This window comes from Tepidiforma flava, assembly GCF_027594505.1.
GTDB lineage: Bacteria > Chloroflexota > Dehalococcoidia > Tepidiformales > Tepidiformaceae > Tepidiforma > Tepidiforma flava.
Genome location: NZ_CP115149.1, coordinates 691527 through 704782, shown reverse-complemented (window position 1 = coordinate 704782; position 13256 = coordinate 691527). Strand labels below are relative to the sequence as shown.

At 73.9% G+C, this 13256-nt stretch carries 13 protein-coding genes; 9 read left to right on the top strand and 4 right to left on the bottom strand.

The features are described 5' to 3' along the window. The first annotated feature begins 2 nt into the window (after positions 1-2). Genes O0235_RS04355 through O0235_RS04315 form a run of 9 tightly spaced genes read left to right on the top strand, consistent with a single transcriptional unit; the run spans position 3 to position 8771 of the window. Positions 3-1001, top strand: coding sequence for an aldo/keto reductase (locus tag O0235_RS04355; RefSeq protein ID WP_270057315.1), 999 nt, complete (start codon positions 3-5; stop codon positions 999-1001). After that, positions 998-1777, top strand: a complete 780-nt coding sequence (locus O0235_RS04350) for a chlorite dismutase family protein (protein WP_270057314.1) — start codon at positions 998-1000, stop codon at positions 1775-1777. The genes O0235_RS04355 and O0235_RS04350 overlap by 4 nt, the downstream gene beginning before the upstream one ends. 41 nt (positions 1778-1818) lie before the next feature. Beyond that, on the top strand, positions 1819-3297 hold the full coding sequence (gene cobA, locus O0235_RS04345) for a uroporphyrinogen-III C-methyltransferase (RefSeq protein ID WP_270057313.1): 1479 nt from the start codon (positions 1819-1821) through the stop codon (positions 3295-3297). After that, positions 3294-3815: a precorrin-2 dehydrogenase/sirohydrochlorin ferrochelatase family protein gene (locus O0235_RS04340; protein ID WP_270057312.1), complete on the top strand. Its 522-nt coding sequence runs from the start codon at positions 3294-3296 to the stop codon at positions 3813-3815. The genes cobA and O0235_RS04340 overlap by 4 nt, the downstream gene beginning before the upstream one ends. Next, positions 3812-5263, top strand: a complete 1452-nt coding sequence (locus O0235_RS04335; RefSeq protein WP_270057311.1) for a CbiX/SirB N-terminal domain-containing protein — start codon at positions 3812-3814, stop codon at positions 5261-5263. The genes O0235_RS04340 and O0235_RS04335 overlap by 4 nt, the downstream gene beginning before the upstream one ends. Then, the gene (locus O0235_RS04330) at positions 5260-6531 is read left to right on the top strand and encodes a glutamate-1-semialdehyde 2,1-aminomutase (protein ID WP_270057310.1); all 1272 of its coding nucleotides are present in this window, start codon (positions 5260-5262) and stop codon (positions 6529-6531) included. The genes O0235_RS04335 and O0235_RS04330 overlap by 4 nt, the downstream gene beginning before the upstream one ends. After that, on the top strand, positions 6528-7424 hold the full coding sequence (gene hemC, locus O0235_RS04325) for a hydroxymethylbilane synthase (RefSeq protein ID WP_270057309.1): 897 nt from the start codon (positions 6528-6530) through the stop codon (positions 7422-7424). The genes O0235_RS04330 and hemC overlap by 4 nt, the downstream gene beginning before the upstream one ends. A gap of 4 nt (positions 7425-7428) precedes the next feature. Further along, positions 7429-7878, top strand: coding sequence for a nitroreductase/quinone reductase family protein (locus O0235_RS04320; protein ID WP_270057308.1), 450 nt, complete (start codon positions 7429-7431; stop codon positions 7876-7878). A gap of 32 nt (positions 7879-7910) precedes the next feature. Next, the gene (locus tag O0235_RS04315; RefSeq protein ID WP_270057307.1) at positions 7911-8771 is read left to right on the top strand and encodes a class I SAM-dependent methyltransferase; all 861 of its coding nucleotides are present in this window, start codon (positions 7911-7913) and stop codon (positions 8769-8771) included. On the opposite strand, the gene O0235_RS04310 is transcribed toward O0235_RS04315, so the two are convergent. The 4 genes from O0235_RS04310 to O0235_RS04295 form a co-directional block, all read right to left on the bottom strand. Continuing rightward, the gene (locus O0235_RS04310; protein WP_270057306.1) at positions 8768-9379 is read right to left on the bottom strand and encodes a hypothetical protein; all 612 of its coding nucleotides are present in this window, start codon (positions 9377-9379) and stop codon (positions 8768-8770) included. The genes O0235_RS04315 and O0235_RS04310 overlap by 4 nt on opposite strands. Next, a complete protein-coding gene (locus tag O0235_RS04305) occupies positions 9379-11067 on the bottom strand; it encodes a bifunctional lysylphosphatidylglycerol flippase/synthetase MprF (RefSeq protein ID WP_270057305.1) in 1689 nt (562 codons plus the stop codon). Before O0235_RS04305 ends, O0235_RS04310 begins: the two co-directional genes overlap by 1 nt. Next, positions 11064-12155 carry a lysylphosphatidylglycerol synthase transmembrane domain-containing protein gene (locus O0235_RS04300; RefSeq protein ID WP_270057304.1) on the bottom strand — a complete coding sequence of 364 codons (1092 nt, stop codon included), beginning with the start codon at positions 12153-12155 and terminating at the stop codon, positions 11064-11066. Before O0235_RS04300 ends, O0235_RS04305 begins: the two co-directional genes overlap by 4 nt. Positions 12156-12219: 64 nt before the next feature. Further along, complete coding sequence (locus tag O0235_RS04295) at positions 12220-13248, bottom strand: PHP domain-containing protein (RefSeq protein ID WP_270057303.1); 1029 nt, start codon at positions 13246-13248, stop codon at positions 12220-12222. Between the last annotated feature and the right edge of the window lie 8 nt (positions 13249-13256).

Here is a 13256-nt window from a genome sequence, read left to right as displayed (position 1 = left end):
CCATGCAGTACCGCCCCCTCCACGGCACGCCCCTCACCCTCTCCGCCGTCGGCTTCGGCGTCTGGACCGTCGGCACCTCCTGGTGGGGCATCACCGACCGCGCCGAGGGCATCCGCCTCCTCCGCCTCGCCTTCGACCTCGGCATCACCTTCTTCGATACCGGCAACACCTACGCCGACGGCGCCGCCGAGACCATCCTCGCCGAGGCCCTCGGCAGCCGCCGAGGCGACATAGTCATCGCCACCAAGTTCGGCTACGACCTCTCCGTCCCGCCCAGGCCGAACCAGCAGGAGCGCCCGCACGACTGGTCGCCCGCGCACATGCGCAGCTCGCTCGAAGCCTCCCTCCGCCGGCTCGGCACCGACTACATCGACTACTACCAGCTCCACAATCCCCGCCTCGACGCCATCCAGCGCGATGACCTCCTCGGTGCGCTCGAGGACGCCCGCCGCGAAGGGCTCATCCGCGCCTACGGCGTCGCCCTCGGCCCCGCCTTCGACCTCCGCCAGGCCGGCGAGGGCATCGCCGCCGTCCGCCGCGGCATGCCCGCCCAGCTCATCTACAACATCCTCGAACAGGAGCTCGGCGAGGCGATCTTCCCCGTCGCCCGCGAGTGCGGCATCGGCACGCTCGCCCGCGTCCCGCACGCCTCCGGCCTGCTCGACGGCACCGCCACCCGCGCGACCGAATTCCCGCCCGGCGACCACCGCCGCTGGCGCATCGACACCCCGGAGAAGCGCGCCCTCTGGGAGGAAGGCATCCGCCGCGCCGGCACGCTCAGCTTCCTCGCCCGGGACGGCCGCACGCTCGGCCAGGCCGCCATCCAGTTCATCCTCCGCGAGCCCTCCATCGGCGCCGTCATCCCGAACATCTACGACGAATCCGGCCTGCGCGAGTTCGCCGCCGCCTGCGAAGCCCCGCCGCTGACCGATGCCGAATTCGACGCCGTCCAGCGCCTCCGCGCCGCCGGCTACCCCGAACCCGAAGGAGCCACCGCATGAGCACCGACGCCGCAACCCCGCCCCAGCCGCCCGCCCGCCCCCGCGGGCCGATGGTCGAGCTCGACCCCTCCGGCCGGGTCAGCCTCAAAGAAGCCGACCGCGCCCCGCGCCAGTTCCTCAACTACGCCTTCTTCCGCATCGACCCCGCCTTCCGCCGCCTCCCGCAGGAGGAGCGCTGCGCCCTCCACCGCGAGTACGTCGATGTCCTCCGCCGCTGGGCCGCCCGCGACGACCTCATCCTCCGCACGTACACGCTCGAAGGCCTCCGCGCCGACTGCGACTTCATGCTCTGGCGCATCGCGAACGATGTCCGCCGCTTCAACGAGATGCAGCGCGACCTCAACGCCACCCGGATGGCGGGCTGGCTCACCCCCGCCTACAGCTTCCTCTCCCTCCAGAAGCGCTCCCAGTACGTCAACCGCATCGAGGGGTCCGGCCACGGCGTCGAACTCCTGCCCGGCCAGGGGCAGTTCCTCTTCGTGTACCCCTTCGTGAAGACCCGCGCGTGGTACGCGCTCAGCCCCCACGCACGGCAGGGCATGATGGACGAGCACATCCACGTCTCCAGCCCCTTCAAAGGGGTCCGCCTCAACACCAGCTACAGCTACGGCATCGACGACCAGGAGTTCGTCGTCGCCTTCGATTCCGACTATCCGCAGGAGTTCGTCGACCTCGTCGGCCGGCTCCGCTTCACCGAAGCCTCGCTCTACACCCAGCGCGATACGCCGATGTTCACCTGCCTGAAGACCCCGCCCGAGGGCATCTTCCAGCCCTGAGCGGCCAGCCCGACCGCCCACGCCGTGCCACAATGAACGACATGCCGAACTCCACCGGCCACGCCTGGCTCGTCGGCGCCGGCCCCGGCGACCCGGGGCTCCTCACGCTCGCCGGCCGCGAAGCCCTCCAGCAGGCCGACGCCGTGCTCTACGATGCCCTCGTCGGCCCGGAAGTCCTGGCGTTCGCCCGGCCCGGCGCGGAACTCATCCCCGTCGGCAAGCGCGCCGGCGCCCACGCCATGCCGCAGGAGGAGATTACGCGCCTGCTCGTCGAGCTCACCGCCGCCGGCCGCCGCGTCGTCCGCCTGAAGGGCGGCGACCCGTACGTCTTCGGCCGCGGCGGCGAAGAGGCGCTCGCGCTCCGCGAGGCGGGCCTCCCCTTCACCGTCGTCCCCGGCGTCACCTCCGCTATCGCCGTGCCGGCTGCCGCCGGCATCCCCGTCACCCACCGCGGCCTCGCCGCCCGCTTCACCGTCCTCACCGGCTCCGAACACACCGGCGAAGCGCCGGCCGACCTCCCGGGCCCTGAGGCCGCCGGCACCCTCGTCATCCTCATGGGCGCTGCCGCCCTGCCGCTCCTCGTCGAGCGCCTGCTCGCCGCCGGCTGGGACCCGGCGACGCCCGCCGCCTCCATCGCGAACGGGACGCTGCCGGCCCAGCAGGCCGTGACCGCACCGCTGGCCCGCATCGCCGACGCCGCGGCCGGCCTCCCCACGCCCCTCATCACCGTCGTCGGCCCCGTCGCCGCCCTCGCCGAGCGGCTCGGGCCCGGCCGCTTCGGCCCGCTCGCCGGCAAGTCCGTGGTCGTCACCCGCTCCCGCAGCCAGGCCTCGCAGCTGAGCGAAGCGCTCCGCGCGCTCGGCGCCGCCGTAGTCGAAGCCCCGGCCATCCGCATCGACCTTCACCCCGAGCGGCTCATCGCCGACGAGCGCGCGGCCAGCCGCTGGGACTGGGTCATCTTCACCAGCCAGAACGCCGTAGCGGCCATGTTCGCCGCCCTCGACGCCGCCGGCCGCGACGCCCGCGCCTTTGGCGGCACCGCCATCGCCGCCGTCGGCGAGGCCACTGCCGATGCTCTCCGCGCCCGCGGCATCCGCCCCGACTTCCTCCCCTCGCGCCCCACCTCGGCCTGCCTCGCCGCCGAACTGCCGCGCGCCGCCGGCGCCCGCGTCTACCTCCCCATCTCCTCGCTCGCCGGGCCCGACCTCGAAGACGCCCTCCGCAAGCGCGGCGCGCACGTCGAACGCGCCGACGCCTACGACACCCTGCCCGAGGCGCTTACCCCCGATACGCTCGCCCGGGTCCAGGCCGCCGACGCGATCACCTTCACGAGCGCCTCCACCGCGCGCTTCCTGCGCGCCGCCCTCGGCGAGGCCGAGCTGCCGCCGGGCGTCCGCCTCGTCAGCATCGGCCCGGCCACCTCGGCGGCGGTCCGCGCCTGTTTCGGCCGCCTCGATGCCGAGGCGGCCGAGCCCTCGCTCACGTCCCTCGCCGCCGCCGTGCTGGAGGCCCTCGGATGAGCATCCTCATCGAACTCCGTCCCTCGGCCGGGCCGGTGCTCGTCGTCGGCGGCGGCGCGGTCGCCGCCCGCAAGGTCCGTGTTCTCGCCGAAGGCGGCTTCCAGGTCGTCGTCGTCGCGCCCGCCATCGCCGGCGAGATCGCGGCGCTCCCGGGCGTCACCGCCATCGCCCGCGCCTTCGTCCCCGTCGACGTCGATGCCCGCCCCTGGGCGCTCGTCCTCGCCTGCACGAACGACCGCGAGGTGAACCGCGCCGTCGGCGAAGCCGCCCGCGCCCGCCGCATCCCCGTCCTCGTCGCCGATGCGCGCGACGAGAGCACGGTCAGCTTCCCCGCGCTCTACCGCGACGGCGACCTCCTCGTCGGGGTCTCGACCTCCGGGTCCGACCCCGCCCTCGCCGCGCGCCTCCGCGACGCCGTCGCCGAGGCCCTCGGCCCCGGCCGCGCCGCCGAAATCGCCGAGGCGCGCGACGCCCGCCAGGCGCGGCTCGCCGCCCGCCAGCCGGAGGCCGGCGCATGACCCACCTCGTCCTCGCCGGCCACGGCTCGCACCTGAACGCGGCTTCGAGCGAGCCCTTCCACCGCCTCGCCGCCGCCCTGCGCGCATCCGGCGAGTTCGATGCCGTCTCCCTCGCCCTCTGGAAGGAGGAGCCCTCGCTCGCCCGCGCCCTCGATGCCGTCGACGACCCGGACGTCGTCGTCGTCCCCATCTTCATCTCGAACGGCTACTTCACGCGGACGGTCGTCCCGCGGGAGATGCGGCTCGACGGCCCCCTCACCGAACGCAACGGCCAGCGCATCCGCTGCACGCCGCCCGTCGGCACCCACCCCCGCCTCGCCGGCGTCATCATCGAGCGCGCCCGCGAAGCCGGCGCCGGCCCCGCCGATGCCCTCGTCGTGCTCGGCCACGGCACCCGCCGCGACTCCGAATCCGAGAAGAACGTCTACGCCATGGCCGAGCTCGCGGCGCAGCGCGGTCTCTTCGCCGAGTGCGGCGTCGCCTTCATCGACCAGGAGCCGGGCATGCTCACGATGCTCGACCGTTTCCGCGCTCCCCGCCTGTTCGTCGTCCCGCTCTTCATCGCCGAAGGCTGGCATGTCGGCGAAACCATCCCCGCCGACCTCGCGCTCGACGGCCCCGAGACCCGCCGCGGCGGCCGCGCCGTCCACTACACGCCGCCCGTCGGCACCCACCCCGCCCTCGCCGCCGTCGTCGCCGAGCTCGCCCGCGAAGCCCTCGCCCGCTTTCCCGCTCCCTCCTCCCGTCTCCCGCTTCCCGCGCCCCGCTTCCCCCTTCCCGCTTCCCTCGGCGAGCTGCGCATCGACCCCGGCCGCGTCTGCGGCCCCGGCGAACCCGCCTGCGAACTCCCGCCGGACGCCGAGGCCATCCGCCGCCGCGTGCGGTTCGATGCTGCCGGCCGCTACCGGCCGCTCTCCGGCGCCCGCAGCCTGCCCCCGGGGTGGTTCGTCCCGCTCGATGGCCGCATCGCCGCGGAAGACGTCGTCGAGGCCGTCTACCCGCTCGCCCTCGTCCACCGCGCACAGGCCGAAGCCGGCACCCTTCGCGTGGTCCCGCTCGACCAGGCGCTCGACCGCCAGTCCGGCCGGTACGAACCCGCCCGCCAGCTCTCCGAACGCGGCCGCGAGGTCATCCGCGGCGTCCTCTGCGGCGGCTGCGTCCGCACGCCCGCCTGGCCCCTCACCGCCTCCCAGCTCCCAGCTCCCAACTCCCAACTCCCATCTCCCAACTCCCAACTCCCATCTCCCGGCGCCATCCCCTGCCCCGAGCCGTGCAGCGTCTTCGTCGCGCTCGCCCGCGAAGCCGCAGCCTGGGAGCGCCAACCGCCGGACCCGGCGCCCCCGGACCCGGCTGTCCCTATTGCGGACTTCGAAGCGCCCGGCAACGAGGTCCGCGAAGCCGTCCTCGCCGCTCTCCGTGAATCGGTCCACCCCGGAGCCGCCCCATGACCAACCAGTCCATCCGCGAAGCCGCCGCCGGCCTCTTCCCCGGGGGCGTGAACAGCCCCGTTCGCTCCTACCGCTCCGTCGGCGGCGACCCTGTGCCGATCGCCCGCGGGCAGGGCCCGTTCGTCTTCGACGCCGAGGAGAACCGCTACATCGACTTCGTCGGCGGCTTCGGTCCCGCCATCCTCGGCCACGCCCACCCGGCCGTGACCGCGGCAATCTCCCTCGCCGCTGCAGAGGGCCTCGCCTTCGGCGCGCTCGGCCCGCGGGAGGTCGCGCTCGCCGAAAGCATCCGCGAGGCCACCGGCCTCGAACGGCTCCGCTTCCTCAACTCCGGCACCGAAGCCACGATGACGGCCATCCGCATCGCCCGCGCGGCGACCGGCCGCGACCTCATCGTGAAGTTCGACGGCTGCTACCACGGCCACAGCGACGGCCTCCTCGTGAAAGCCGGCAGCGGCGTCGCCACCCTCGGCATGAGCGACTCCGCCGGCGTCCCCCAGGCCGTCGCCGGGCTCACCGCCGTCCTGCCCTACAACGACCCCGCCGCCCTGATGCGCTGGTTCGACGCCCGCGGCGCCGAGACCGCCGCCGTCATCGTCGAAAGCATCCCGGCGAACGTCGGCATCCTCGCCCCCGACCCCGAGTTCCTGGAAACGCTCCAGTCCCTCCCCCGCGCCCACGGCGCCCTGCTCATCGCCGACGAAATCATCACCGGCTTCCGCCTCCGCCGCGGCCTCTCCGGCGTCCTGCCCGCGGCCGACCTCGTCACGCTCGGCAAGATCATCGGCGGGGGCCTCCCGGTCGGCGCGGTCGGCGGCCGGGCCGATCTCCTCGGCCTCCTCGCGCCGGAGGGCCCGGTCTACCAGGCCGGCACGTTCAGCGCGAACCCCGCCGTCATGGCCGCCGGCCTGGCGACCCTCGAGGCGCTCACCCCGGCCGCCTACCAGCGCCTCGACCAGGTCGCCCGGCACCTCGAAAACGGCCTCCAGGCGGCCGTCAAGCGCGCCGGGGCCCCCGCCTCCGTCGTCCGCTTCGGGTCGATGCTCAGCCTCTTCTTCCGGCCCGCGCCCCCGCGCGATTACGCCGAGGCCCGCGAGGCCGACACGGCCGCCTTCGCCCGCTTCCACCGCGCCATGCGCCAGCGCGGCATCCTCATCCCGCCCTCCCAGTTCGAGACCTGGTTCGTCTCCCTCGCCCATAACGAACCCGAAATCGACGCCGCCGTCCGCGCCGCCGCCGAGGCGCTCCGCGAGGCCCTCCCGGCATGACCTCCCTCCGCCTCGGCACCCGCGGCAGCCAGCTCGCCCTCGCGCAGGCGCGCCTCGTCGCCGGGCGCCTCGAGGCCGCGGCCCCCGGGCTACGGGTCGACCTCGTCACCATCGCGACCGCCGGCGACCGCGACCAGTCGACGCCCCTCGCCGAAGGGGAGCGCCCCGGCTGGTTCACCACCGCCATCCAGGAGGCCCTCCAGCGCGGTGAGGTGGACCTTGCCGTCCATTCCCTCAAGGACCTGCCGACTCGCCGGCCCGAGGGACTCGTCATCGCTGCCGTCCCCCTCCGCGAAGACCCGCGCGACGCCCTCGTCTCCCGCGCGGGCCAGCCGCTGCGCGCCCTGCCGCCCGGCGCCGTCGTCGGCACCGGCTCGCCGCGCCGCGAGGCGCAGCTCCGCGAAATCCGGCCCGACCTCCAGGTCCGGCCCATCCGCGGCAACGTCGAGACCCGCCTCCGGAAAGTCCGGGACGGCGAGTACGACGCCGCCGTCGTGGCCCTCGCGGGCCTTCGCCGCCTCGGCCTCGAAGCGGAGGCTGCCGAGGTCTTCGGCTTCGAAGAGATGCTCCCCGCGCCGGGCCAGGGCGCCCTCGCCGTCGAATGCCGCGCCGCCGACGAAGCGGTCCGCCAGCTCCTCGCCCGCATCGACGACCCGCAGGTCCGCCTCGCCGTCACGGCCGAGCGCGCCTTCCTCGCCGCAATCGAAGGCGGCTGCAGCTACCCCGCCGCCGCCTACGCCGAGCACTTCGGTTCGACACTGAAGCTCCACGCGCTCATCGCTCCCGGCGGCCGTATCATCCGCTCGAAGATGGGCGGCCCGGCCGAGACCGCCGCCGGGCTCGGCCGCCAGCTCGCCGCCGAGCTGCTCGAACGGGCCGCCCGGGGAGGCTGAACTCGTGGACCCCGCCGCGTTCGAGCGCGACTTCTTCCGCGCCCTCAACGCCTTCGTCGAGCCCGCCGTCCGCGCCGGCCTCGGCGGCCCCTGCCTCGTGCCCGCCGGGCTCATCGTGCTCGAAACGACCGGCCGCCGCTCCGGCCGGCCGTACCGCACGCCGCTCCTCGCCTCGCTCGTCGACGGCTGTATCATCGCCGGCACCTTCCGGCCCCGGTCGAACTGGGTCCGCAACGCGGAGGCCGCACCGTCCGTCCGCTGCTGGGTGAACGGCCGCGAACTCCGCGGCCGCGCCCACGTCCTCCGCCCCGGCCGGGCTCCGGAGCTTCCCGAAACCGTCAGCCAGCTCGTCCGCGCCATCGCCGACAACCTGCTCGCGCGCTACACCGCCTTCGGCTGGTCGTTCGCCGTCATCGAACCCGACGCCGACGAGCCCTCGGCCGGCGCCGCATAGGCCCTGCCGCCGCGCACGGCTACACTCGGACTATGTCCTCCCCGCGCCGCGACCTCCACGAATTGAACCGCCGCAGCTGGAACGAGGCGACCCGCGCCCACAACAGCCACAAAGGCGACCAGGCCGCCTTCTTCCGCGCGGGCGGCTCAACCCTCTTCCCCGAAGAGGTCGACCTTCTCGGCCCGCTCGAAGGCAAGCGCCTCGTCCACCTCCAGTGCAACGCCGGCCAGGATACGCTTTCGCTTGCCCGTCTCGGCGCCGACGTCACCGGCGTCGACATCTCCGACGAAGCGATTGCGTTCGCCCGCCGGCTCGCAGCAGAAACCGGCATCCCCGCCCGCTTCGTCCGCGCCGACATCTACGACTGGTTCGAGGAGGCCGCCGCCCGCGGCGAACAGTACGACCTCGTCTTCTCCTCCTACGGCGCCGTCTGCTGGCTCTCCGACCTCGCCGCCTGGGGCCGCGGCATCGCCGGCGTCCTCGCGCCGGGCGGCGCCTTCGCGCTCGTCGAATTCCACCCCGTTGTCGGCATGTACGACGACCAGCTCCGGCTGACCTGGCCGTACCGCGACCCGGAGCCGTTCATCGGCCCGGGCGTCGGCGACTACGTGGCCGCCTCCGGCGAAGGCCTCGTGCCGTGGGGCTTCGAACCGGGCGTCACCGGCTTCGAGAACCCCCACGCGGGCGCCGAGTTCGCCCACGGCACCAGCGATGTCATCATGGCGCTCATCGGCGCCGGCCTCGTGCTCGAAGTCTTCCGCGAGTACGAGTACGCCAACGGCTGCCGCTTCTTCGAACGCGCCGAGATGCGCGAAGGCCGCCGCTTCTACCTCCCGGCCGACACCCCGGCCATCCCGCAGATGTACGCCGTCCGCGCCCGGAAGCCGGCCTAGCGGTCCGTTTCAGCAGTCCCGGCGCGGGTGCGGCCGGGCGGCCCCTGGGTGAGCCACAGCAGCAGCGTCACCGTGCCCACCGCCAGCGCGTGCTCGATATCGAACACGCGGTGGAAGATGGCCAGCCGCCCCGCCGCGAAGATGACGATCCCTGCCGCCGCGCCCGCCGCCAGCGTTCGCGGCAGCCGCCACGCCGCCATCAGCGCCAGCCCGAACAGCCCCGCCGAGGAGCCGGCGTCCGGGTCGGCCAGCAGCCGCGCCGCGTGGTCGCTCCACTCCGCCGCGACCCGCAGGCCGAGCAGCGTCGGCCAGGTTCCCGCCGCGTCTGCGCCCCAGAAGCCGAGCGGCATCAGCCGCGCCGGCCACAGCGCGGCGAAGGCCGGCACGACGGCCAGCGCGAACAGCCACTCCGTCCCCACGAGCCCCGGCCGCGGCTGCACCAGCGGCGAGAGCACGAGCCGCCACGGCTCATGCCAGGCGAGCTCCCACGTGAGCGCCCAGTGCTCGATGAGCCAGGCGTGCAGCCCCGGCCGGAACTCGCTCGCGACCTGCGGCGCCAGGACGAGCGCCAGCATCCCGATCGCCGCCGCTGCCTGTCCACGCCGCATCACGCCGCGGGGAGCTCCGGCAGGTCGCGCTTCGCCCACGGCAGGCGGACCGGGCTCGACCGTTCGCCCACCAGCGCCACCGCCAGCGCGATCCCGGGCAGGTCCGCGTCGCTCCGGTACACCAGGTAGCGCGGCTCCCAGGCCGGGTCCCACTTGTCTTTGAAGGCCCGCAGCCCCTGGAAGTTGAACAGCCGTCCCCCGTACTCGTACAGCCAGTTCAGCACCCGCCCCTTGACGCCGGTCTCCTCGACGTTCGCCAGCGGCGCGAAGCCGAGGTTCAGCCCCTCCATCCCCGCATCGCGGAACCGCTCGGCCATCCGCACGAAGAGGAAGTCCATCGCGCCGTTCGGCGAGTCCGGTCGCCGCCGCATCAGGTCGAAGTTCGCCTCCTTCGACTGGAACGACGGCAGGACGTTCGCGAACGCCTCGATCCGGCCCGAGGGCGCCCGCACCGCCAGCACCTGCGTCTCCCGCAGGTAGTCCTCATCGAACCAGCCCAGCGTGAACTGCCGCTCCCGGTGGCGGCCGTCCGCCAGCCACGCATCCGAGACCTCCCGCAGCTCCGCCATCGTCGCGTCATCGATCGGCTGCGGCAGCTCCACCACCTCGTATCCCTCCCGCTCCATCCGGTTCACCGTCGCCCGGATGTGCTTGAACGATTTCCCCGAGAGGCTGAAGCCCGGCAGCCGGATGACCGCATCCTCGCCGATCTTCAGCGCTTTGAGGCCCAGCGACTGCAGCAGCTCGACCTCCCCGGGCGCGCACTGGTGGAAGCAGAACCCCCAGCCGTTCAGGTCGCAAAACTCGATGAACTCCCGCACCACCGCCCGGCACGCCTCCGGCTCCCCGACCGGGCCGCCCAGCACCACGGCCACCCCGCGCGAGACCCGGTAGCCGAGGAACGCTTCGCCCTCGCTCGCGAAGAAGTGCGACTTGTCCGGCATCAGGTGGAAGTACGCCAGGGACGTCGTCGCCCAGCGCTCGAGGATGCCCCGCACCCGGTGCAGCTCTCGCTGCTCTTCGGTCAGGCGGTAGCGCACGGGCGAGAGCGCGTGCCACGTCCCGACCGCGAGGCTCGCCCCCATGAACAGGCGGACCGAATCGAGGAACCACCGCCCATGCCGGCCGACCGGCTCCGCGTTCGCCTCCGGCACGATGAGCACGAGCCGCACCGCATCCTCCGCGATGGCGATGAGCGAGTCCGTCCCGTGGAAGTGCCGGTCAAGCCACCAGAGGCCGGCCAGCGCGTACGCGAACGCCCCCGCCGTCCCGAGCACGAACCAGGCGAGCCCCCGGCGCGCCATCGCCGGGTCGCTCCGCGCCGGGAAGAGCGGCGCCCACGCGATGAGCAGCGCCGCTGTCGCCGCCGAGGCCGCGATGCCCACGAGGTCGGCCCGCTTCACCTGGAAGCAGGCGATGGCTGCCAGCGCCGCCACCGTCGCGATGAGCCACGCCTGCCGCTTGCCGCGCAGCAGGCCGCGCACCGTGCCCGCCTGCGCCAGCGAGGCCAGCACCAGCAGGAACCGCGACGTGATGACCGCCTCGACCGGGAACGCCCGGTGGAGCGGCCCGACCTGGATCGGCGGGTGGTGGACCATCACCAGCATGAAGCCGAGCAGCGCGTTCGCTGCCACGACCGTCGCCGCGATGCGCCGCCGCCGCTGCCCGGGGATGCCTGTGCGCGTCACGAACCTTCGCCCTCCTCGATCCATGCCGGTGCAGGCGCGCCCGGCCGCTCGCGCCCCGAAAGCCGCAAGGCCGCCAGGCCCGCGGCCAGCGGGATCCACGCTTCGCCGATGCGGAAGAGCACCACGGCCGCTGCCGTGCCCGGCAGGCTCACGCCGTAGCTCCGCAGCATCGCGCCCAGCGACGCCTCGGCGAAGCCGAGCCCGCCCGGCAGCACGCCGACGGTCGAAAACAGCACGGTCATCGCGTAGCCCGAGAGCGCCACCACGGGGCTCGCCGGCTCGCCCAGCGCGTTCAGCACGCTCCAGAGCAGCCCGGCGCCCGCCAGCTCGACCGCCATGCCCCACGCGAATGCTCCCGCCAGCCTGCCCGGCGCCCGCCGCAGCGCCGATACCGCCTCGAACAGCTCATCCGCCGCTTCGTCGTTCGGCACGTAGACGCCGTGTTCGCGCCCCAGCAGCCGGCGGCCGGCGTGCGCCGCCATCCCTGCCGCCCGGTAAACCCGCCGGACCGCTGACCGGCTCCAGAGCGCGCCCGCCAGCACCGCCGCCTGCGCGATGACGTAGACCCCGAAAATCGCCCCGGCCAGCAGCTCCAGCCGCGTCACGTGGCCGTCCAGCCACATCACCACGAACACCGCTGCCAGCGTCAGCGTGAACGTCGCGTGCGCGATGACCACCACGCCGGTGTACGCCGTCGTCACCAGCCCGGCCGGTTCGCCGGCGCGCTTCGCCCGCGCGAGGAACACCGCGAGGCCGCCCATGCCTGCCGACTTCGAGACGATGTTCAGCGCGCCGCCGGCCAGCGACGGCTGCAGCAGCTCCCGCATGCTGCCCTGCAGCCCCACGGCCCGCCACGCCCCCGCGTACATCCCGGCCTGCCCGACCAGGTAGAGCGCCGTCCACCCCAGCCCGGCCAGCAGCCACCACGGGTTCGCCGTCCGCGCCGCGTGCCATGCATCCGGGATGTCCCGCCGGTTCGCCCAGGCGAAAGCCGTCGCAGCAGCGATGACGATGACCCACGCCGCGGCCCGGACCCACCGGCCGGCCCGGGGAACTGCAGCGGCCGGCTCGGGGGATTGGCGCGTCATATCCCGATGATTTCGTCCAGCGGGCCAGGAGAAAAGATGACACAGATGGCACCTTCATCAGCCATTACCCGCTCTCCCGCCCGTGCCCCCGCGCCCACGCCAGCAGCCGCTCCGCCGGCCACGTGTTCACCACCCGCGCCGGCGGCACCCCGGCCGCTTCCGCCCGCGCCGTCCCGTGTGAAAGCCAGTCCAGCTGCCCCGGCGCATGCGCGTCCGAATCGATTGCGAACAGGCAGCCGAGCTCGTTCGCCAGCCGCAAAAGCCGCATCGGCGGGTCCAGCCGCTCTACCCGCGAATTGATCTCCACTGCCTTCCCGAACCGTGCGCACGCCGCGAAGACCGCCTCCGCATCGAACGCCGACTCCGGCCGCGTCTTGCCCTGCACGTACCGCCCCGTGCAGTGCCCGAGGATGTCGAGGTGCGGGTTCTCGATCGCCGCCAGGATCCGCGGCGTCATCTCCTCCGCCGGCATGCGCAGCTTGCTGTGCACGCTCCCGACCACCACGTCGAGCTCCGCCAGCAGCTCCTCCTCCTGGTCGAGGCGCCCGTCGTCGAGGATATCGACTTCGATTCCCGTCAGGATGCGGAACGGCGCCAGCTCGCGGTTCAGCGCTGCCACCGCCTGCAGCTGCTCCCGCAGCCGCGCCGCCGAGAGGCCGTTCGCCACCCGCAGCCGCGGCGAATGGTCGGTCAGCACGATGTATGCATGCCCCAGCGCGCGCGCCGTTTCCGCCATCTCGCGGATCGGACTGCCGCCGTCCGACCAGTCGGAGTGGACGTGACAGTCGCCCCGCAGGAGCGCCCGGAGCCTGCCGCCGTGTCCCGGCCCCCATGCTGCCGCCTGTTCCGCCTCCAGCTGCGCGAGGTAGGCGGGCACTTCGCCCCGCACGGCCTCGGCGATGACCCGCGCCGTCACCGCGCCGATGCCCTTCACCTCCTCGAGCCGGCCCTCCGAGGCGCGCCGCGCGACCTCCCCCGGTCCCAGCTCCTCCACGGCTGCCGCCGCCCGCCGGAACGCCCGCGCGCGGAACTCCGGGGCGTTCTCCCGCTCCAGCAGGAAGGCGATCCGGCGCAGCGCCCGCGCAGGCTCCATCCCCCACA